The organism is Aeromonas sp. s3 (assembly GCF_040907805.1).
In the GTDB taxonomy this organism is placed as follows: domain Bacteria; phylum Pseudomonadota; class Gammaproteobacteria; order Enterobacterales; family Aeromonadaceae; genus Aeromonas; species Aeromonas dhakensis.
The window spans coordinates 88,103-109,229 of sequence record NZ_JBFOCQ010000032.1 but is presented as its reverse complement, the minus strand read 5'-3'; the positions used below and the strand labels follow the sequence as shown (position 1 = coordinate 109,229).

18 protein-coding genes are annotated in these 21,127 nt (G+C 64.0%); 9 read left to right on the top strand and 9 right to left on the bottom strand.

Features of this window, described 5'->3' with window-relative positions:
- Positions 1-20: 20 nt before the first annotated feature.
- Positions 21-785 (bottom strand): pimeloyl-ACP methyl ester esterase BioH, encoded by a 765-nt coding sequence (gene bioH, locus AB5Y98_RS18135; RefSeq protein ID WP_368232418.1) that lies wholly within the window; start codon positions 783-785, stop codon positions 21-23.
- Positions 786-822: 37 nt separating this feature from the next.
- On the opposite strand from bioH, the gene AB5Y98_RS18130 reads away from it, so the two are divergent.
- Both AB5Y98_RS18130 and nfuA read left to right on the top strand, forming a co-directional pair.
- Positions 823-1,551, top strand: coding sequence for a ComF family protein (locus AB5Y98_RS18130; RefSeq protein WP_336289999.1), 729 nt, complete (start codon positions 823-825; stop codon positions 1,549-1,551).
- Between the two features lie 80 nt (positions 1,552-1,631).
- Positions 1,632-2,210, top strand: a complete 579-nt coding sequence (nfuA, locus tag AB5Y98_RS18125) for a Fe-S biogenesis protein NfuA (RefSeq protein WP_011704302.1) — start codon at positions 1,632-1,634, stop codon at positions 2,208-2,210.
- Between the two features lie 69 nt (positions 2,211-2,279).
- On the opposite strand, the gene gpsA is transcribed toward nfuA, so the two are convergent.
- From gpsA to AB5Y98_RS18110, 3 genes are read right to left on the bottom strand one after another with little or no spacing between them, the layout of a single operon-like run.
- Positions 2,280-3,284 (bottom strand): NAD(P)H-dependent glycerol-3-phosphate dehydrogenase, encoded by a 1,005-nt coding sequence (gene gpsA / locus AB5Y98_RS18120; protein WP_095591828.1) that lies wholly within the window; start codon positions 3,282-3,284, stop codon positions 2,280-2,282.
- Positions 3,285-3,286: 2 nt separating this feature from the next.
- The gene (gene secB / locus AB5Y98_RS18115; RefSeq protein WP_368232415.1) at positions 3,287-3,751 is read right to left on the bottom strand and encodes a protein-export chaperone SecB; all 465 of its coding nucleotides are present in this window, start codon (positions 3,749-3,751) and stop codon (positions 3,287-3,289) included.
- Positions 3,752-3,798: 47 nt separating this feature from the next.
- Positions 3,799-4,230: a rhodanese-like domain-containing protein gene (locus AB5Y98_RS18110; RefSeq protein WP_005307875.1), complete on the bottom strand. Its 432-nt coding sequence runs from the start codon at positions 4,228-4,230 to the stop codon at positions 3,799-3,801.
- Positions 4,231-4,555: 325 nt separating this feature from the next.
- Between AB5Y98_RS18110 and gpmM the strand changes: the two genes are divergently transcribed.
- Both gpmM and AB5Y98_RS18100 read left to right on the top strand, forming a co-directional pair.
- Complete coding sequence (gene gpmM, locus AB5Y98_RS18105) at positions 4,556-6,085, top strand: 2,3-bisphosphoglycerate-independent phosphoglycerate mutase (protein WP_025202381.1); 1,530 nt, start codon at positions 4,556-4,558, stop codon at positions 6,083-6,085.
- 9 nt (positions 6,086-6,094) lie between these two features.
- The gene (locus AB5Y98_RS18100; protein WP_017766245.1) at positions 6,095-7,435 is read left to right on the top strand and encodes a peptidoglycan DD-metalloendopeptidase family protein; all 1,341 of its coding nucleotides are present in this window, start codon (positions 6,095-6,097) and stop codon (positions 7,433-7,435) included.
- Positions 7,436-7,544: 109 nt separating this feature from the next.
- On the opposite strand, the gene AB5Y98_RS18095 is transcribed toward AB5Y98_RS18100, so the two are convergent.
- Positions 7,545-8,195: a Qnr family pentapeptide repeat protein gene (locus tag AB5Y98_RS18095; protein ID WP_017778597.1), complete on the bottom strand. Its 651-nt coding sequence runs from the start codon at positions 8,193-8,195 to the stop codon at positions 7,545-7,547.
- Between the two features lie 90 nt (positions 8,196-8,285).
- Here AB5Y98_RS18095 and AB5Y98_RS18090 point away from each other — a divergent pair, with 90 nt between their 5' ends.
- Positions 8,286-9,293 carry a substrate-binding domain-containing protein gene (locus tag AB5Y98_RS18090; protein WP_005307868.1) on the top strand — a complete coding sequence of 336 codons (1,008 nt, stop codon included), beginning with the start codon at positions 8,286-8,288 and terminating at the stop codon, positions 9,291-9,293.
- 98 nt (positions 9,294-9,391) lie between these two features.
- Here the strand turns inward: AB5Y98_RS18090 and AB5Y98_RS18085 are convergent, their stop codons facing one another.
- The 3 genes from AB5Y98_RS18085 to AB5Y98_RS18075 are packed head-to-tail and all read right to left on the bottom strand — an operon-like array spanning position 9,392 to position 12,345.
- Complete coding sequence (locus tag AB5Y98_RS18085) at positions 9,392-10,033, bottom strand: bifunctional 4-hydroxy-2-oxoglutarate aldolase/2-dehydro-3-deoxy-phosphogluconate aldolase (RefSeq protein ID WP_017788647.1); 642 nt, start codon at positions 10,031-10,033, stop codon at positions 9,392-9,394.
- 9 nt (positions 10,034-10,042) lie between these two features.
- Positions 10,043-11,839 (bottom strand): phosphogluconate dehydratase, encoded by a 1,797-nt coding sequence (gene edd, locus AB5Y98_RS18080; protein ID WP_368232413.1) that lies wholly within the window; start codon positions 11,837-11,839, stop codon positions 10,043-10,045.
- Positions 11,836-12,345, bottom strand: a complete 510-nt coding sequence (locus AB5Y98_RS18075) for a gluconokinase (protein WP_005307862.1) — start codon at positions 12,343-12,345, stop codon at positions 11,836-11,838. The genes edd and AB5Y98_RS18075 overlap by 4 nt, the downstream gene beginning before the upstream one ends.
- A gap of 245 nt (positions 12,346-12,590) precedes the next feature.
- Here AB5Y98_RS18075 and gntU point away from each other — a divergent pair, with 245 nt between their 5' ends.
- The 4 genes from gntU (at position 12,591) to AB5Y98_RS18055 (ending at position 19,911) form a co-directional block, all read left to right on the top strand.
- Entirely contained in the window at positions 12,591-13,931 is a 1,341-nt protein-coding gene (gene gntU, locus AB5Y98_RS18070; RefSeq protein WP_019840070.1) for a gluconate transporter, read from the top strand.
- Between the two features lie 146 nt (positions 13,932-14,077).
- Positions 14,078-15,427 carry a CDP-diacylglycerol--serine O-phosphatidyltransferase gene (pssA, locus tag AB5Y98_RS18065; RefSeq protein ID WP_026139269.1) on the top strand — a complete coding sequence of 450 codons (1,350 nt, stop codon included), beginning with the start codon at positions 14,078-14,080 and terminating at the stop codon, positions 15,425-15,427.
- Positions 15,428-15,605: 178 nt separating this feature from the next.
- Positions 15,606-17,675: an ATP-dependent DNA helicase RecG gene (gene recG, locus AB5Y98_RS18060; protein ID WP_065017236.1), complete on the top strand. Its 2,070-nt coding sequence runs from the start codon at positions 15,606-15,608 to the stop codon at positions 17,673-17,675.
- 169 nt (positions 17,676-17,844) lie between these two features.
- Positions 17,845-19,911 carry an AsmA-like C-terminal region-containing protein gene (locus tag AB5Y98_RS18055; RefSeq protein WP_368232411.1) on the top strand — a complete coding sequence of 689 codons (2,067 nt, stop codon included), beginning with the start codon at positions 17,845-17,847 and terminating at the stop codon, positions 19,909-19,911.
- A gap of 62 nt (positions 19,912-19,973) precedes the next feature.
- Here AB5Y98_RS18055 and AB5Y98_RS18050 read toward each other — a convergent pair whose 3' ends face one another.
- Complete coding sequence (locus tag AB5Y98_RS18050) at positions 19,974-20,882, bottom strand: bifunctional GNAT family N-acetyltransferase/hotdog fold thioesterase (RefSeq protein WP_010635435.1); 909 nt, start codon at positions 20,880-20,882, stop codon at positions 19,974-19,976.
- Between the last annotated feature and the right edge of the window lie 245 nt (positions 20,883-21,127).

The following is a 21,127-nucleotide window of genomic DNA, read 5'->3' as shown; positions in this document are numbered from 1 at the left end:
TGAAGCAAATTGGCTATTTTTCAACCTACAAAATGTTCAACGATTTCAATGAACTGCTGTGGATGAGAAATAAAGGGCGCATGTGAGGCCTTTTCCAGCACCACACTGCGGCTGGCCGGGTAGCGCTCGTCCAGCAGAGGAATGGAGGCTTTGGGCACCAGCGAATCCAGCCGACCGTAGACCCGCAGCCAAGGCAGGTTCAACTGCACCAGCTCATCGCGCAGATCGACATCGGCCAGCAAATCGAGCCCCGCCTCCAGCGCGGCCAGCTGTGGAGCGGGCCGCTCCGCCAGCCAGTGGCGCAGCTGACGGATGTCATCTCTGGCATGTTCGCTGCCCATGGCCTGGATCGCCAGGAAACGTTCTATGGTCTGCTTGAAGTCCCCCGCCAACATCTGGTTGAACCCGGTCAGCACCTTGGGGGCGATCCCCGGCCACTCGTCGCGGGCCATGAAACAGGGTGAGCTGGCCACAGTGATGAGAGAGTGCAGTCGCTCGGGATAGTTCAAGGCCAATTGGCTGGCCACCAGACCACCGAGGGACCAACCCAACAAATGGCACCTCTCCGGCAGGATGGCAGCAACCTGTTCCGCCAGCCAGGGCAGACTGTACTCGACCTCACCCGCCAGCGGGCTGTTGCCAAAGCCGGGCAGATCCACCAGATGGACGCGATAGCGAGCCGCCAGGGCCGGCACAATTCCGTGCCAGACCGCGCCATTCATCCCCCATCCGTGCAACAGCACCAGATCGGGACCCTGACCAAACCGCTCTACCGATACGCTCATCTAGACTCAAGATCCTGTTCACTCTGTTGGGGTCAGCATGTTAAAGCGGCTGCTCGCCAAAGCAAGTCCGATCCTCGGCAGTCATGCCGACTGGCAGGGCTGTTGCCTGCTCTGCCAGCAACCTTGCGATGCTGATCCCTTGCTGTGCAGCTGGTGCCGACAGGCCCTGCAGCAGGCTGACCACACCTGCCGCTTGTGTGCTGCCCCCTTGCCGGCACTGGATGAAGCGCGCGAGCCGATCTGCGGTCGCTGCCAGCGCAGGCCGCCGCCATGGGAGCGACTGCAGGTCATAGGTGACTACCGGCCACCCTACCCCATGCTGATCCCACGGCTGAAGTATTCCGGCCAGATCCTGCTGGCCCCGCTGCTCGCCAGGGTGCTGGCGGATCATCTGGATTGCCGCGAGCCGCCACAGGCCATCATTCCGGTCCCCCTGCACTGGTGGCGCCAGTGGTGGCGTGGCTTCAACCAAGCAGAAGAGATAGCCCGCGCCCTCGGCGAGCTGACCGGCATCCCCTGCGATAATCGGCTGCTGCGCCGGGTCAGGGCAACCCCGCAGCAGACCAAGTTGAGTGCGGGCCAACGGCGGCGCAATCTGCGCGGCGCCTTCCAGATCCGCCCCCATGATTATCAGCACGTGGCGCTGCTCGATGATGTGGTCACCACGGGCGCCACCGCCGGCCACCTCACCCGCCTACTGCATGAGAGCGGAGTCACAAAGGTGGAAGTGTGGGCCGTCTGTCGTACCCTCAAGCACCTCAAGTAGCCAACGGCACGCTACCCAAGCCTTGCCAACAGAGTTATCATGAATACCCTAGTCGTACACTCAGGTTTATGAGGATAGTGATGATCAGCATTTCCGACACCGCCCAGGCCCATTTCCGTAAATTGCTGGAAAAGCAGCCTGACGGCACCAATATCCGGGTGTTTGTGGTCAATCCGGGAACCCAGAATGCCGAGTGCGGCGTATCATATTGCCCACCCGACGCGGTCGATCCGGAAGATCAACACCTGCCCTTCAGCGGCTTCGACTGCCTGGTCGACCCCCTGAGCGCCCCCTTCCTGGTGGATGCCACCATCGATTTTGTCACCGATCAGATGGGCTCCCAGCTCACCCTGAAAGCCCCGAACGCCAAGATGCGCAAGGTTGCCGACGACGCCCCGCTGATCGACCGTATCGAGTACGTGTTGATGTCCGAGGTGAACCCCATGCTGGCCGGTCACGGCGGCAAGGTCACCCTGGTCGAACTGACCGAGGACAAGCTGGCCATCCTGCAATTCGGCGGTGGTTGCAACGGTTGCTCCATGGTCGATTACACCCTGAAAGAGGGGATCGAGAAGCAGCTGCTGGAAAAATTCCCGGGCGAGCTCAACGGCGTCAAGGATGCTACCGAGCACCAGCGCGGTGATCACTCCTACTACTGATTTGCTCTTTTTCGGCAAAGAAAAGGCCCCGCCAGCTGGCGGGGCCTTTTGCATTCTGCGGCGGGCGGTTCACTCGTCCTTCTTGTCTCGCGACAGCAGGGCGATGGCCGCCTCTTTCGGATTCTTGCCTTCGTACAGCACCTTGAAGATCTGCTCGCAGATGGGCATCTCGACGCCACAGCGGGCCGCCAGCAGATGCACCTCCTTGGTATTGCGATAGCCTTCCACCACCTGGCCGATCTCGGCCATGGCGGTGTCGACATCCTTGCCAGCCCCGAGGGCCAACCCGAAGCGACGGTTGCGCGACTGGTTGTCGGTACAGGTCAGCACCAGATCCCCGAGCCCTGCCATCCCCATGAAGGTCTTGGCGTCGGCCCCGAGCGAGGCGCCGAGGCGCTGCATCTCTACCAGGCCACGGGTGATGAGCGCAGTCCTGGCGTTGGCGCCAAAACCCAGCCCGTCGGAGAGACCGGCGCCGATGGCGATGACGTTCTTGACCGCCCCGCCTAGTTGCAAACCGATGAAGTCCGGATTGGTATAGACCCGGAACGAACGGCCACAGTGCAGCAGCAGGGAGAGATCGTCGGCGAAGTCGTCGTGGGTCGAGGCCACCGAGATGGCGGTCGGCAGACCGGCAGCCAGCTCCTTGGCGAAGGTAGGGCCGGAGATCACCGCCAGCGGCATCTCGTCACCCAGTACTTCGCGCGCCACGTCCTGCAGCAGACGGCCGCTGTCCGGCTCCAGCCCCTTGGTGGCCCAGGCGATACGGGTATCGGGGCGCAGGAAGGGCTTGACCCGGGCCAGCACCTGGCCGAACACATGGCTCGGCACGACCAGCAGCAGTACGGGGGCGGCTTGCACCGCCTGTTGCAGATCCGCGGTCAGCTGCAGATCGGCGGGAAAGGGGACATCCGGCAAGAATGCCTTGTTGCAGCGGTCCTGTTCCAGCTCGGCGACATGGGCAGGGTCGTGACCCCACAGCAGGGTCGGATGACCGTTGCGCGCCAGAGAAATGGCAAGGGCGGAGCCGTAAGACCCCGCCCCCAAGACCGAGATAGCGATCTGGTCAGCCATTATCAGGCTTCCGCAGTCGCCTGCTGAGCCTGTGCCATGTGCTGGGCAAACAGGGCATCGAAGTTGACCGGTGCCAGGTTCAGCTGCGGGAAGGAACCCTTGCTCACCAGGTTGGCCACCGCTTCACGGGCGTACGGGAACAGGATGTTCGGGCAGAAGGCAGCCAGGCAGTGGGCCAGTTGCGGCTCCGGCAGGTTGCCGATGGTGAAGATACCGGCCTGCTGTACTTCGCACAGGAAGGCAGTCTCGGTTTCCAGCTTGCAGGTGACGGTCAGGGTCAGTACCACTTCATAGACGCTGTCGGCCAGGATGTTGGTCTTGGTGTCCATGTCCAGCTTGACGTCCGGCTGCCACTCTTTCTGGAAGATGTGCGGGGTGTTCGGCGCTTCGAAGGAGACATCCTTGGTGTAGACGCGCTGGATGTGGAATTCCGGTTGTACTTCCTGGTTGTTGATCTCTTCAGCCATTTTGTTTGATTCCTTTTTATGAAAATAGGTGGGCGCAGGCCCTTAAATCAGCGTTTTTTGGTCACCGGCAGATTTTCTGCACGCCACTGGGCCATGCCACCGCTGAGCACATACACCTGCTTGAAGCCGGCTTTGCTCAGTTGGCGACCCGCGCCACCAGCGGTCATCCCCGACTCGCACACCACTATGATGGGGGCATCTTTATGCTTTTCAACCGGGCCCAGGTTATTGCTCTGGATCTGGCTGAGCGGCAGGTGCTGGGCACCGGCCAGATGGCCCTTGGCAAACTCTTCCTGACTGCGAATGTCCACCACGGTGGCGTTTTCACGGTTGATCAGCAGGGTGGCGGTGTGGTTGTTCACCGACTTGACCGGAGAAAAACGGGCACGCACCGTGGTGTAAACCAGAGTGCCCGCCAGGCCGAACCAGGCTGCGGTCAGCAGCGGGTTGCGGGCCGCAAAATCCAAATACTCTTGCATCTTCTACTATCCAGGGACCAAGACAAGTGCCCGAGTATACATGGGGACCCAGCCAAGATCAGCCATCTTGGCGGCAAAGCGGGAGCCGGCTCCCATCGGCTGGATACGGGATGCGACAGCAACATAAAAAGTGGTATCTGGCAGGCCTGACCGAGGATTCGTCGTGCAATGCGACAAGCCGGCGACAAAGGAGAAACAGGTCGGCAACAGGGTGCGGGCCCCGCCGGACGGGGCTTGGCTATCAGGTGACTATTTCGGCAGATGTAGTAATATTACGCTAGTTTCACTTCCCGCAATTCATTCCTATCCGAGAGGACATAGCCTTATGTCAACAGCTAAGAAACCTTTGGTTCTGGTCATCATGGACGGTTGGGGCTACAGCACCAAGCAAGAGCACAACGCCGTCGCTGCCGCCAAGACTCCCAACCTCGACCGTCTCGCCCGTGACTACACCAGCACCCTGATCTCCGGCTCCGGCCTGGACGTGGGTCTGCCGGACGGTCAGATGGGGAACTCCGAAGTGGGCCACGTCAACATCGGCGCCGGTCGCATCGTCTATCAGGAACTGACCCGCATCTCCAAAGACATCCAGGACGGCCCTTTCTTCGAGAACGTCGAGCTGGCCAAGGCTGTTGACACTGCCGTGAGCAAGGGTAAGGCCGTGCACATCATGGGCCTGATGTCCCCGGGTGGCGTACACAGCCACGAAGAGCACATCATGGGCATGATCGAGATGGCCGCCAAGCGTGGCGCCGAGCAGATCTACTTCCACGCCTTCCTGGATGGCCGCGACGTACCGCCGCGCTCCGCCCAGTCCTCCATCGAGCTGTTCGACGCCCTGTTCGCCCGTCTGGGCAAGGGTCGTTTCGCCTCCATGATCGGCCGTTACTACGCCATGGACCGTGACAACCGCTGGGATCGCGTACAGCAAGCCTATGACCTGATGACTCAAGGCAAGGGCGAGTTCACCGCCGACAGCGCCAGCGAAGCCCTGGCCGCCGCCTACGCTCGCGACGAGAACGACGAGTTCGTCAAGGCGACTCGTATCGGCGAAGCCGCCCCCATGCAGGATGGCGATGCGCTGATCTTCATGAACTTCCGTGCCGACCGCGCCCGCGAGATCACCCGCGCCTTCGTCGACAGCGACTTCACCGGCTTCGCCCGCACCGCCACCCCGGCGCTGAACTTCGTGATGCTGACCGAGTACGCGGCCGACATCAAGACCGCCTGCGCCTACCCGCCGACCGCCCTGGTCAACACCCTGGGTGAGTGGCTGGCCAAGCAGGGCAAGACCCAGCTGCGCATCTCCGAGACCGAGAAATACGCCCACGTCACCTTCTTCTTCAACGGCGGCGAAGAGGCCTGCTTCACTGGCGAGGATCGCGAGATCGTCGCCAGCCCGAAAGTGGCCACCTACGACCTGCAGCCGGAGATGAGCTCCGAAGAGCTGACCGACAAGCTGGTCGGCGCCATCAAGAGCGGCAAGTACGACGTCATCATCTGCAACTACCCGAATGGCGACATGGTCGGCCATACCGGCGTGTTCGATGCGGCCGTCAAAGCCTGTGAAGCGGTCGACCACTGCATCGGCCGCGTCACCGAGGCCCTGGCTGAAGTGGGTGGCGAGTGCCTGATCACCGCCGACCACGGCAACGCCGAGAAGATGATGGACGAAGAGACTGGTCAGGCCCATACCGCCCACACCAATCTGCCGGTTCCGCTCATCTACTTCGGTCGCAAGGCCGAGGTGCTGGAAGGCGGCAAACTGTCCGATCTGGCCCCCACCATGCTGACTCTGATGGGTCTGCCGGTGCCGCCGGAAATGACTGGCAAGCCCCTGATGATTCTGAAATAATCCTTCCCCATGCGGGGATGCGAAGTGATTTCAACCAAAACCAGTCGCGTCGGCCTGTTGGCCGGCGCGCTGTTTTTTTGTCTGTCGTTCGGGCCGGGCAAGGCCTGGGCTGCCAACCAGCAGCTGGGCGCCATGCAGTCCCAGATCAAGGAACAGCAGCAGACCATCAAGCTCAGCAAACAGGAGCTGGCCAAGCTCAACACCCAGCTCAAGGCCGATGAGCAGGCCATCTCGGCCGCCGCTGCCAAGCTCGACCAGACCAGACAGCAGCTCAGAGAGAACCAGCAGAAGCTGGTGGGGCTGCAACAGGACAAGCTGGATCTGGAGCAGCAGGCCAGCCACCAGAAGCAGTTGCTGGCCAAACAGGCGGAGAGCGCCTTTACCGCCGGCAACCACGATTACCTCAAGCTGCTGCTCAACCAGCAGGATCCGGCCAAACTGAGCCGTTCCCTCGACTACTACGACTACCTCAACAAGGCACGCATCGAGGCCATCGAAGCCCTGCGGGCCACCCGTACCAAGCTGGCCAAAAACCAGCAGGCCACCAAAGAGACCGAAAGCCGGCTGCAATCCCTGCTCACCGAACAGCAGCAGCACCATCAAAGTCTGCTGGCCAGCCAGCAGAGCCGCGCCAAGGTGCGCAACCAGCTGCAGCAGTCGGTGCAGGATGACGAACAGAAGCTGACCAAGCTGGTCAAAGCGGAGAAAGCGCTGAAGGCCCGGCTGGAAGAGCTGCGCCGCCAGCGGGAAGAACAGGAGCGTCGCGAGCGGGAGCGCCTTGCCAAGCTGAAGGCGGAACAGGAGCGGCAACGCAAGCTGGCCGAACAGCGCCGCGCCGAACAGGAGCGGCTCGCCGCCCAGCAGAGCAAGGCGGCCCAGCAGCAGACCGCCAGCCGGGAGAGCACCACCAGCAAGCCTGAGCGGGGCTCAGGCATCAGCAGCGCCGGTTACTACAGCGGCCTCAAGACCAATGGCAGCCTGCGCTGGCCGGTGCAGGGGCCGATCCTCATCGCCTACGGCTCGCCACGCACCGCCGAGCTGAAGTGGAAGGGCACCCTGATCGGCGCCAGCGAAGGGACCCAGGTCAAGGCGGTGGCACCGGGCCAGGTGGTCTATGCCGACTGGCTGGACGGCTTCGGCATGCTGCTGGTGATCGATCACGGCCGCGGCTACATGAGCCTCTACGGTCACAACCAGTCGCTGCTGCGCCAGGTGGGCCAGAACGTGGAACAGGGTGAACCGGTGGCGCTGGTCGGTGACAGTGGCGGCCAGGACAGACCCGGCCTCTACTTCGAGATCCGCTACCAGGGCGAGGCCATCAACCCCACCAAGTGGCTGGCCAAGCGCTGACGCCGACTGCCTCCTCCCCCGACAGCCTGCCTTGCGCAGGCTGTCGTCCCTCCGGCAGCGCGCGGCGACGCGCTACCTTTGGTGAAAAATTACCTCTTTTTCAGGCTGTTCAAGGGAAGACGACCAGCCCTATCTGCTCCAGCAAGGCCTGTTGCTGATCTTCGTTGATCTGCACCCCGTGCAGATTGACCCGCCGCAGATCCAGCCCGGGCAGATCGCACTGACGCAGATCGCAGCCCTGCAGGTTGATGCGGCTCCAGTCCAGTTGGCCAAACTCGGAACCGCTGAGATCCGAGCCCGCCAGCGAGGCGCCGAACAGGTTGGCCCCCTGCCAGCGATTGCCGCTCAATTCGCATTTTTCCAGCAGACAGCCCTCAAAGTTGGCGTAGCTGAAGTTGTTGCCGGTGAGATGGGCTTCGCAGAAGTAGCTCTTGACGGTGATCTGGTTGGCAAAGCTGGCGCGGGAGAAGTTGATCCCCATCGCCTGGCAGTCGCGCAGCTCGAGCCCGAGGCACTGGCTGTGACTGAAGTCGGCCATGGTGAGATCGCAGCGCAGAAAACTCGCCTCGCGCAGATTGCAGCCCTGCAGCAGGCAGTTCTGCTCGCTCTCCCGGTCATAGAAGCTGCAGTCGACGAAACGGCTCTCGCCGAGATCTAGCCTGGAGAAGTTGCAGCCGATGAAACGGCATCCCTGAAACTGCTCCCCAGCCAGGTCCTGCTGCTCGAAGCGCACCCCCTCAAAGCACTTGGCCTTGATCATCCTGAGATTCCCCTTGTTGACGGCGTCATATGCTGACTTTGTTACAAAAAAACGGTAATGTTACACGTAACATTTGTCCCGGATCCAGAGATGAACGATACCCGCAAGCGCCGCCCCACCCTGCAGGACATAGCCGACCTGACCGGGGTCACCAAGATGACCGTCAGCCGCTACCTGCGCGACCCGCAAGCCGTGGCCGAGGGCACCCGCGAGCGGATCGCCGCTGCGGTGGAAGAGCTCGGCTACATCCCCAACCGGGCGCCGGACATCCTCTCCAACGCCACCAGCAAGGCGATCGGCATCCTGATCCCCTCCCTCTCCAACCAGGTCTTCTCCGCCGTGGTGCACGGCATCGAGTCGGTGACCCGGCCCGCCGGCTACCAGACCCTGCTGGCCCACTACGGCTACAGCCCGGAGCGGGAAGAGGAGCAGGTCGCCTCCCTGCTCTCCTATCACGTGGATGGGCTGATCCTCTCCGACAGCCAGCACACCGAGCGCACCCGCAAGATGATTGCCACCGCTGGCATCCCGGTGGTGGAGACCATGGATCTGCCGCAGAGCCCCATCGACATGGTGGTCGGCATGGATCACCGGGCAGCCGCCCGGGCCATGGTAACAGAGATGCTGCGGCGGGGCCGACGCAAGCTGGTCTATCTCGGTGCCCGGCTCGACGTGCGCACCCAGCTGCGGATGGAGGGCTACTACCAGGCAATGCAGGATTTCGGCCTGAGCGGCCAGCACCTGCTGACCGAACAATCCTCCAGCTTCACCCTCGGCGGCCAGCTGCTGGAACAGGCGCTGGTACGCTATCCCGATCTGGACGGCCTGTTCTGCACCAACGATGACCTGGCGGTAGGCGCCCTGCTGCAGTGTCAGGCCAAGTGGATACCCGTCCCCCAGCAGATCGCCATCGCCGGCAGCAACGCCCTCGACATCGGCCACGCCATGACCCCCAAGCTGGCCAGTATCGTCACGCCGCGCAAGGAGATCGGCCGGGCGGCCGCCACCATGCTGCTGGCCCGCCTCAACGGCCAGCCGCTGGCCGACACCCGGCTCGACATGGGCTTCTCCCTTTACGAAGGTGACAGCCTGGGCTGACGACACACATCCCCGCCATTCAGCCATAACAGAGCAGGCCACCCGAGGGTGGCCTGCTTGATTGGCAAACGGAAGGTCCGGCTCACGCCGGCGTCAAATCAGGATGCGACCAAGGCGACGGCTTCGCGGGAGAGGCGGGTCACCTCTTCCCAGTTACCGTTCTTCACAGCCTCTGCGGGCAGCATCCAGGAGCCGCCGACGGTGGCGACGCACTTGAGCGCCAGGTAATCGGCCACGTTTTTCGGGCCGATACCGCCGGTGGGGCAGAACTTCACCTGGGGCAACGGCGCCGCGATGGCGGAGAGCGCCTTGGTGCCGCCGTTCGCTTCGGCCGGGAAGAATTTGAGGTGGTCATAGCCCGCTTCCAGCGCCTGCATCACCTCGGACGGGGTGGCCACGCCCGGGATCAGCGGCGCCGTGCTGTTCGCCGCGTGGGCCAGCAGGGCCGGGGTCATCCCCGGGGAGATGACGAAGCGGGCACCGGCGGCCACGGCGGCGTCAAACTGCGCGCAGTTGAGCACGGTACCGGCACCCACCATGGCTTCCGGCATCGCCTTGGCGATGAGGGCGATGGCATCGAGGGCCACCGGGGTGCGCAGGGTGATTTCGAACACCGAGATGCCGCCGGCCAGCAGCGCCTTGGCCATCGGCAGGGCCTGATCCAGCTCATTGATGACCATCACGGGTACCAGCGGGGAGGCGGCAAACACCTCGGCCGGGGTCACTTTCCAGTTCTGCATAGCTCTTCCTTAGTCAAAGATGGTGGCGCCACACTCGGCGCTCGATACCGCGCGACGCATCACGCTGAACAGTTCACGGCCCCACCCCTCTTGTTCCAGGGTGAGGTCGATCTCGGCCTGGGTACGGCCGCTCAAATCGGTCAGGCAGTCGAGGCTGCCGGTTACCGCGTCCACCCGCAGCAGGTCGCCATCGGCAAGCAGGCCGATGGCCCCGCCGTGCAGCGCTTCCGGGGTGACGTGGATGGCGGCCGGGATCTTGCCGGAGGCACCGGAGAGGCGACCATCGGTGACCAGTGCCACCTTGTGACCCGCCTTCTGCAGGTTGCCGAGCACCGGCATCAGCTTGTGCAGCTCCGGCATGCCGTTAGCGGCAGGGCCATTGTGACGCACCACGATGACGGCGTCCTGATTGAGATCCCCCGCCTTGTAGGCTGCTTCCACCGCATGCTGGGAGGAGAAGACCCGGGCCGGAGCTTCAATCACCCGATACTCGGGGGCCACGGCAGAGACCTTGACCACGGCGCGGCCCAGATTGCCGGAGAGCAGCTTGGTGCCGCCGGTGGCCTGGAACCGGCTACCGGAAGGCGACAGCACGCTCGCATCACTGCTCTCGCCCACCGGCTGCCATACCAGCTTGCCATCCACCAGTGCCGGACGGCTGAGGTAATCCTGCATCTCGCCGAAGACCGGGGTGGCATCCAGGTGGATCAGCCCCTCTTGTGCCAGCCGGCGCATCAGGCCGGGCACGCCACCCGCCTGCTCGAAGGCGTTCACGTCGGCCGGGCCGTTCGGGTACATGCGTACCAACAGCGGCACCACGTCGGAGAGATCGCTGATGTCATCCCAGGTCAGCACCAGACCGGCGGCGCGGGCCAGCGCCACCATGTGGATGCTGTGGTTGGTGCTGCCGCCGGAGGCGAGCAGGGCCACCAGCCCGTTCACCAGCGAGCGCTCGTCAATCACCGCACTCAGGGGGCGATAGGCCGGGGAGCCGGGGATCATGGCGCTGATGCGGCGGGCGGCCTCTTCGGTGAGGGCGCGGCGCAGCTCGCTGTGCGGGTGCACGAAGGCGGAGCCCGGCAACATCAGACCCATGGCCTCGAACACCAGCTGATTGGTGTTGGCGGTGCCGTAGAAGGTGCAGGTGCCCGCCGCGTGGTAGGCGCCGCACTCCATCTTGAGCAGGGCGTCGCGGCCTACTTCGCCGGCGGCGTACTGCTGGCGCACCTTCACCTTCTCGTCGTTGCTGATGCCGCTCGCCATCGGGCCGGCCGGCACGAAGGCGGTGGGCAGATGAGCGTGGGAGAGCGCTCCCATGATCTGGCCCGGCGCTATCTTGTCGCAGATGCCGAGCAGCAGGGTGGCATCGAAGGTGTTGTGGGAGAGCGACAACGCGGTCGCCTGGGCGATGAGATCGCGGGAGAACAGGGACATGTCCATCCCCGGCTGGCCCTGGGTCACGCCGTCGCACATGGCGGGCACACCGCCGGCCACCTGGGCGCTGTGGCCCAGCTCGGCCAGCGCGGCCTTGATGATGTCCGGATAGCCCTGATAGGGCTGATGGGCGCTCAGCATGTCGTTGTAGGCGGTGACGATGCCGACGTTGGCGCGGGTCATGTCGAGGATACGCCCCTTCTCGTCACAGCTGGAGGCGGCCACGGCGTGGGCCAGGTTGCCGCAGGCCAGCGCGGCGCGGGTCTTGCCCTGATCGGCCTGGCGCTGGATGCGGGCCAGGAAGGCCTGGCGACGGGCGGCACTGCGCTCGCGAATGCGGGCAGTGACGCTGGAAATAACCTTATGGATCATTGGGCTTGCTCCAATGCGGTGACGGCGCGATCAACCACCTGTTCGAAGGTGCCGTCGATATCGATGTGGAATACACCGGCTTCGCCATCCGGGCGCTCCAGGGTATCGAACTGACTTTGTACCATGCTTTCGCGCATGAAGTGGCCCTTGCGGGCCCGCATCCGCTCGAGGATCAGCGGCTGGCTGCCGTCGAGGAAGAGGAAGCTGACCGACTCGTTGCCCTCGCGGATCTGGTCGCGATACTGCTTCTTGAGGGCCGAGCAGACGATGACGCCCACCTCGTTCTTCTGTTCCAGGCTGTAGGCCGCGTCGCGGATCCGCTCCAGCCAGGGGGCGCGGTCCTCGTCGTTGAGCGGGTTGCCACCGGCCATCTTCTGGATGTTGGCCCTGGGGTGCAGATCATCACCGTCGATGAACTTGGCGCCCAGCACGCTGGCCACCTTGAGGCCCACGCTGGACTTGCCGCTACCACACACACCCATCACGATAATGCTCTTACCCGCCATTGTTTGACCTCTATCTCATTTTTCAAAAAACGTGCTGCCGATGGGTTCTAACTTAGCACGTTACCGGTAACATGTTACCGGTAACAACAAGAATTGTGAAGTCTGCCACAGACTGAGCGCACTCATAGTCACCTGGGCAAGCGAGTTTGAGCCCTGGCCATAAATCTAAATAAATCATAAAGATATGGTCTGCCGACGGATCGGCAGGGTGTCGATACTGAACTTGGAACAAGGAATGCACAACAATGTCTGACCTCTCCCTGATCATGACGGCCGCCGGCTCCATCGTGCTGCTGCTCTTTCTGGTGATGAAGGCCCGCCTGCACGCGGTCGTCTCCCTCATCCTGGTCTCCATGGTGGCGGGGCTCGCCGCCGGCATGAACCCGGCCGACATCGCCGCCACCATCCAGAAAGGGATGGGCGGCACCCTCGGTTTCGTCGCCGTGGTGGTGGCACTGGGTGCCATGTTCGGCAAGGTGATGGAAGTCACCGGCGCCCTCGACCGGGTGGCCCACACCCTGCTCGGCAAGTTCGGCGTAAAGCGCGCCAACTGGGCCATGGCGCTGACCGGCTTCGTCTGCGCACTGCCACTGTTCTTCGACGTGGCCGTGGTGCTGCTGATCGGCGTCGCCTTCGCCATCGTCCGCCGCGGTGGCGGCAGCGTGGTGAAGATCGGCATCGCCCTGCTGGCAGGCATCGCCACCTGCCAGGCCTTCCTGATCCCGGCGCCGGGCCCCATCCTGGTGGCCTCCCAGCTGGGTGCCGACTTCGGCTACATGATCCTGTTCGGCCTGATCGCCGCCGTTCCGGCCCTGATCCTGGCCGGCCCGCTGTTTGGCGAGCTGATCAGCAAGGTGGTGGACGTGCCGCTGCCGGCCGACGCCCAGAGCAGCGCCCATGACGACGGCCAGAACCTGCCCTCCTTCGGGCTGGCCATGGGCCTCATCGGCCTGCCGCTGCTGCTGATCGGTCTCAAGACCATCGTCGGCCGCTTCGTCGAGGCCGGCACGCCCCTGCACGGCTGGCTGGAGTTCATCGGCCACCCCTTCACCGCCATCATGGTCGCCTGCCTGGCCGCCTTCTACCTGCTGGGGATCCGCCGCGGCATGTCCCGTGACGAGGTGATGAGCGTCTGCAACAGCGCCATCCAGCCGGCCGGCGTCATCATCCTGGTGACCGGTGCCGGTGGCGTGTTCAAGCAGGTGCTGGTGGATTCCGGCGTCGGCGCCGCCCTCGGCAACATGCTGGCGGACTCCGGCCTGCCCATCGTTGCGCTGGCCTTCATCCTGGCGGCCGCGGTGCGGGTCATTCAGGGTTCCGCCACCGTCGCCATGCTGACCGCCTGCGGCCTGGTGCTGCCGATGCTGGAGCCGCTCGGCCTCAGCGGTGCCCAGCTGGCGGCGGTCACCATCGCCATCGGCGGCGGGGCCATCGTGCTCTCCCACGTCAATGACTCCGGCTTCTGGCTGGCCAACCGCTACCTCGGTCTCACCGAGAAGCAGACCCTGCAAACCTGGACCGTAATGGAAACCATCATAGGTACCACGGGCGGCGTGATGGCCATGCTGATCTACAGCTTCCTCTGATCGCGACCATGCAGAAAAAGGCCTCCGATGTGAGGCCTTTTTCATCTTTATGACGATTCTTTCTTTGGCTAACAGGGCGAGATTGCTAGAATCGCCTATCCATCGCTCCGAGTGGAACGCTTAACGCAGTGATTTCAGGTTTCTCTATGCATTCATCGGCACATTATCGACAGCTGCTGGCGCGCCTGCCCCAGATCGCCGTCGCCGCAGACCAGTTTGAAGTGCTCAGCAGCGCCAAGGACTTCAAGAGCCGGATCCTTTCGCTCATCGCCAGCGCGACTCGCCGCATCTATCTGGTGGCGCTCTATCTGCAGGATGACGAGGCAGGACGGGAGATCCTCTCCGCCCTCTATGCCGCCAAACAGCGCAACCCTGCCCTCGACGTCAAGGTGTTCGTCGACTTCCACCGTGCCCAGCGCGGCCTGATCGGCAAGGGCAAGCAGGGTGGCAACCACCTGATGTATCAGGAGATGGCCGCTCGCCACGAGCACCAGATCGCCATCTACGGCGTGCCGGTGAAAGGGCGTGAACTGCTCGGAGTGCTGCACCTCAAGGGGTTTATCTTCGATGACACCCTGCTCTACTCCGGTGCCAGCCTCAACGACATCTACCTGCACCAGCAGGATCGCTACCGTTTCGACCGCTATCACCAGATCACCAGCCCGGAGCTGACCCGCAGCATGGTCAACTACGTGGATGACCTGTTCCTGCGCAGCGAGGCGGTGCAGCGACTTGATCGCACCGACATCCCCAGCGCCAAGCAGCTGAAGGGGCCGATCCGCCGCTTCAAGCACAACCTGCGCCTCGGCCAGTACCGCTTCGACACCATGCCGGTCAACAGCCAGGAGGTGGCCATCACCCCGATGAGCGGCCTGGGCAAGCGCGGCAACCAGCTCAACAAGATGATCCGCACCCTGGTGCGGGCCACCGAGCGGGAGATCTTCATCTGCACCCCTTACTTCAACCCGCCCAAGGAGTTGAACAAGGATATCGAGGCCCTGCTCAAGCGCGGCTGCAAGGTGACGATCGTGGTGGGCGACAAGACAGCCAACGACTTCTTCATTCCGCCGGAGGAGAAATTCTCCACCATCGGCGGTCTGCCCTATCTGTACGAGACCAACCTGCGCAAGTTCGCCGAGCGCAACCAGCATCATATCGATGCCGGCCGTCTCAACCTGATGCTCTGGTGCTGCGAGCGCAACTCCTACCACCTCAAGGGAATCTTCGTGGATGACGAGTGGGCCCTGCTCACCGGCAACAACCTCAATCCCCGCGCCTGGGCGCTGGATCTGGAGAACGGCCTGCTGGTCTACGATCGCCGCCACCTGCTGCGGCCCCAGTTCAACGCCGAGCGCGAGAACATCCTGACCAACACCAAGCGCATCAGCCACTTCGATCAGATCGAGCAGATCCAGGACTACCCGGATCAGGTGCGCAAGCTGCTGGCCCGGATCCACAGGGTCAAGGCGCACATCCTGCTCAAGCGCATCATCTGACCGGCGCGCATCGCGACCTCGGGTATCCTCACAAGGGCCTGCCGCATCTCGGCAGGCCTTTTTCATTCCTGCCCCCGAGCCCCGCTGACCTCCACCAACCGCGCAACGCGGCTTGCGTCGGGACGGCAATAAACCCTATCATCTGGACATATTTACAGTGTTTTCGGGCATCTAATTGATGAAATTGGATAAAATCTCCCTCGACAGCCTCAAGGGCGTCGGCAGCAAGATGCAGGAAAAGCTCGAGCGGCTGGGGCTGGCCACGGTGCAGGATCTGCTGTTCCACCTCCCCCTGCGCTACGAGGACCGCACCCAGGTGTGGCCCATCGGCGATCTGCCGCCCGGCCTGCACGGCGCCGTCGAGGGGGAGATCCAGGACACTCAGCTGGTGATGGGGCGCCGCCGCATGCTGGTCTGCCGCATCAGCGACGGCACCGGCACCCTCACCCTGCGCTTCTTCAACTTCACCGCCGCCCAGAAGAACAGCCTGAGCCCTGGCCGGCTGATGCGCTGCTTCGGCGAGGTGCGCCCCGGCAAATACGGGCTGGAGATGGCCCACCCCGAGTACAAGCTGCTCGGCGAGGAGCAGGCCGGCCAGACCGAAGAGGCGCTCACCCCCGTCTACCCGACCACCGAGGGGCTGCGCCAGCTCACCCTGCGCAGCCTCACCGATCAGGCGCTGGCCCAGCTCGACCTCTACGGCGTGGAGGAGCTGCTGCCCGCCGGCCTCTATCCCCAGCAGATCGATCTGGCCGCGGCCCTGAAGCTGCTGCACCGTCCGCCCCCCTCGGTGGCGCTGGCCCTGCTGGAAAGCGGCCAGCACCCGGCCCAGCAGCGGCTGGTGCTGGAAGAGCTGCTGGCCCACAACCTATCTGTGCTCAAGGTGCGGGCCCAGGCACAAACCCAGCTGGCCCGCGCCCTCAAGCCGGCCCCGGCCCTGGTGGAACAGCTGCTCGGCGCCCTGCCGTTCACCCCCACCGGCGCCCAGAACCGGGTGGTGGCGGAGATAGGCAAGGATCTGCAACAGAGCCACCCCATGATGCGGCTGGTACAGGGGGACGTAGGCTCCGGCAAGACCCTGGTCGCGGCACTCGCCGCCCTGCAGGCCATCGGCAACGGCTGTCAGGTGGGGCTGATGGCGCCGACCGAGCTGCTGGCCGAACAGCACGCCATCAACTTCGCCAAGTGGCTGGAACCGCTCGGCATCGGGGTGGGCTGGCTGGCTGGCAAGCAGAAGGGCAAGGCGCGGGAGGAGGCGCTGGCCGCCATCGCCGACGGCAGCGTCAAGATGGTGGTGGGCACCCACGCCATCTTCCAGGAGCAGGTGGTGTTCCAGCGCCTCGCCCTGGTGATCATCGATGAACAGCACAGATTCGGGGTGCATCAGCGGCTCGCCCTGCGGGAGAAAGGGGAGCGGGAAGGGGTACATCCCCATCAGCTGATCATGACCGCCACCCCCATCCCCCGCACCCTGGCGATGACCGCCTATGCCGACCTCGACACCTCCATCATCGACGAGCTGCCACCGGGCCGCACCCCCATCACCACGGTGGCGCTGCCGGACAGTCGCCGCCAGGACGTGATCGAACGGGTCAGACTGGCCTGTGAGGAGGGCAAGCAGGCCTACTGGGTCTGCACCCTGATCGAGGAGTCGGAAGTGCTGGAGTGCCAGGCCGCCGAGGACACCGCCGCCGAGCTGCAAAATCGGCTGCCCGGCCTGCACATCGGGCTGGTGCACGGCCGGATGCGGCCGGTCGAGAAACAGCGGGTGATGGAGGAGTTCAAGGCGGGCATACTGCAACTGCTGGTCGCCACTACCGTCATCGAGGTGGGGGTGGACGTGCCCAACGCCAGCCTGATGATCATCGAAAACCCGGAGCGACTGGGGCTGGCGCAGCTGCACCAGCTGCGCGGCCGGGTCGGGCGTGGCTCGGTGGCCTCCCACTGCGTGCTGCTCTATCATGCTCCCTTGTCCAAGACGGCCCAGAGCCGGCTCGGGGTGCTGCGGGAGACCAACGATGGCTTCCTCATCGCCCAGCGCGATCTGGAGCTGCGCGGCCCGGGCGAGCTGCTCGGCACCCGCCAGACCGGCCTGGCCGACCTCAAGATCGCCGATCTGGTGCGGGATCAACCGCTCATCCCGCAGGTGCAGAAGATGGCTCGCTTCTTGATGGACCGCCACCCAGATCATGTCGAACCCTTGATACGACGCTGGCTCGGTCTGCGGGATCACTATTCCAATGCCTGACCAAGGCAGAGGCAGAAGATGGGCACATGCCTGATGGATAGACACCCAGGCCATGTCGAACCCTTGATACGTCGCTGGCTCGGTCTGCGGGATCACTACTCCAATGCCTGACCTGCGGGATCACGCTGCCAACGCCTGATCACTCAACCAATACAGGAGGAAAGCGCTTATGAATTCCTGGCTGCGCGGCCTGCTCTACACCCTTGCCTTCCTGTTGCTGTTTGTCTGGGTCGGCCTCGGCCTGTTCGACGCCGAGCGGGCCAAGGGGCCCATCGCCAGCTGGCTCAGCCAGCAGACCGGCGTCCCCGTCACCATAGGCCGACTGGTGTTCAACCCGCTCCACCCCTACACCCTGCTGGCAGAGCAGGTGAGTTACGGCAACGCCGTGACCCTCGACAAGATCTATCTCGAGATAGAGAGCATCGACTGGCTGAACCGGGACGTGCGCATCGCCCATCTCGACCTCATTCGCCCGGCCATCAAGCTGCCGCTGCCCAACCAGCTGCCGAGCCTGCCGGTACACTCTCTCACCATCGCCGACAGCACCATCGACCGGCTCAGCCTGGAGAGCGACGGGCTGACCCTGCGCGGCCTCAACGCCACCCTGAGCGACTGGCAGCTGCTCAACCCGGTGCGCCCGCCCCAGGCCAACCTGACCCTCAACATCAATGAGCTGGCGACCCCGGCCTGGGCCCTCTCCCGCCTCAACCTGGCCGGTCGACTGGAGGGGCAGGTGCTGAGTACCGACAAGCTGACCGCCAACCTGTTCGACGGTCTGCTCGAGACCGGCATGGTGCTGGACTGGCCCGCCCGCAGCCTGCGGCTGAACAACCTCAAGAGCCAGGGCATGCGCATCGAGTGGGGCACCCTCGCCAAAGCCGAATCCCCCCTGCGCCAGGTCAGCCTGGATCTCGGCCAGATCCGGGATCTCAGCTTCAACGACATCGAGCAGGAGCTGGCCCTCAACAACCTCAGCGGCCAGCTGACCGCCTTCAACTGGCAGGCCGGCAGCACGCCCAGCGGCTACTTCTCGGGGACCCTCGGCGATCTCGGCCGTGGCCTGTTCCAGCTGGAGGCCATTCAGGGCAAGGTCTCCTTCTCGCCCCAGCAGCTGGATGCCGAGCTGCAGGGCAAGGCCTATGAAGGGGAGTTCAATCTGGAACTCTCCTTCGATCCCCTGCAGCAGAAGCTGACCCTGAAGGACATGGCGCTGAGCGGCATGGACATCAGCCTGCCGGAAGGGTGGTGGCAGGATTGGCAGAGCTGGCGCCCGCAGCAGATCGACATCCGCAAGCTGGCCTTCGACAAGCTCAAGGTGCTCTCCTTCGACGATACCCTGCCCCTCTCCCTGACCGGCTGGCAGCTCTATCTGACCGACCTCAGCCTGCACGACAATCAGCCAGGGCCCCTGCTTGGCCGGGCCCGCCTCGAGAGCGCCTGGTTCGAACTGGTGTGGGACGGCCTCAGCGCCCGCAACGGCGAGCTGGATGGCGAGCTGAGTGCCGGCTCCTGGCAGCTCAACAAGCTCACCAGCTCGCTGCCGGATGAGGGCAGCCTCAGCCTGAGCGGCCAGTGGGGACGCGGGCCGGGCCAGACCAGCCGGGTGCAGCTCAAGGGCGAGAAGCTGGATCTGGTGCAGTGGAGCAAGATCCTCCACTCCCCCGTCTCCTTCGCCGGCAAGCTGGATCTGAGCGCAGATCTGCAGGCGCTGCACGGCGGCACCCCGGGCGCCTGGCGCAACTCCCTGCAGGGGAATATTGCGCTCGATGCCACCGAGCCCTTCTGGGACAAGGTGAAAATAGATCCGCTGCTGGACCAGTGGTTCAAGCAGGCGGCGGCGCCGACCCTCACCCCGGCCGAGCTCTGGCAGGAGATGCAGGAGGGCGACACCCCCTTCTATCGCATCAAGCTGCAGGGCAAGGTGGCCCAGGGCCAGCTGAAGATCGAGCAGGCCGGCGCTTCCACCATCACCCACCTGCTGGGGCTGCAGGGCAGCGTCGATCTGGTCAATGAGCAGTGGCAGCTGGATCTGGGCGTTCTCAACGGCCAGCACTGCGCCGAGCTGCTCGGCCAGTGGCGCGGGCCGCTCGCCGAGCCGACCCTCAGCTGGGGCTTCCAGCAGAAGCCGGACGGCTGTGGCTGGGAGACAGGGGTGCGCTACCCGCCCCAGGGCAACGGCAGCCCCCTCTGGCGACCGGCGCCGAAGGCCCAAGCCGCGCAGGCGGCCAACGGCTAGCCGATAGAAAGCAACAAGGCCTCGTGATGAGGCCTTGTTGTTTGATGGGATCCCGCGCGCCGCTACTGACCCGGCCGCTTGACCGGCTGCACCACGTAGTGACCGAGGAACTCGGCGGCCAGCTTGTCGCCACTGAACAGTTTGATCTTGAGGCTGAACTTGGCGGATCCGCCGGCCTTGAGCGGCTCGAGCACGGCGGGCATGCCTTCGCGGGCCACCCGCGCCTCCGGCTCCTCCTTGACCGGCCGGTAGTACTTGATGTTGCCCTCCGCCAGCACCGTATCCCCCACCAGCCCCGCCTCCTTGAGCTGCAGCCAGATCAGGCCCCAGCCCGCCAGCACGCACTGGCTGTAGATGCTGCCGGCGAACATGGTGTCATGCACGTTGAGGTTGGCCGCCAGATTGGCCTTGAGGTGGAAGGTCTGACCGTCGTAGTGGGTGATGTGCACCCCCATCTTCTCGCTGATGGGAATGCCCTGCGACCAGCGGGTGGTGAGATCCTGGCACCACTCGGGGCGGTACTGGATGGTCTGCAGCGGGCTCAGAGACTTGATCATTTGGCGGTGCGGGATGCGGCCGAAGGAGACGGGGCCTTCCCCCACCTCGAGAAAGCCGCACTTGCGGTAGAACTCCACCGCCTCCTGGCGGGCATTCATCACCAGTCGCTTCACCTTCTCGCTGCAGGCCAGCTGTTCGAGATCCTGCACCATGCGGGCACCCAGCCCCTGGCCGCGAAATTCGGGGCGCAACGCCATGAAGCGGATCTGCGCCTCGTCACCGCCGACAAACAGACGCCCCACCGCGATGGGTGTGCCGTCGGGGGCCAGCATCAGCCGGTGAATGGCGACGGTGTCGTATTCATCCCGCTCGGAACCGAGAGGCAGATTGAAGGGTTTACGCAGTAGTTCCCAGCGCAACTGGTAGTAGGCATCCAGTTCGGCGTCGGTTTGAGGAGTGACTACCCGGTACATAAAGCGATCCTTGAGTTGGCGCCGACGGACAGAGTGAAGGGCTTGCGCACCCATGCCTCCCAGCTCAATTGATAATGGGCATCCAGCTCGGCTTCGGTTTGAGGGGGTGACTACCCGGTACATAAAGCGATCCTTGAGTTGGCGCCGACGGACAGAGTGAAGGGCTTACACACCCATGCCTCCCAGCTCAATTGATAATGGGCATCCAGCTCGGCTTCGGTTTGAGGGGTGACTACCCGGTACAT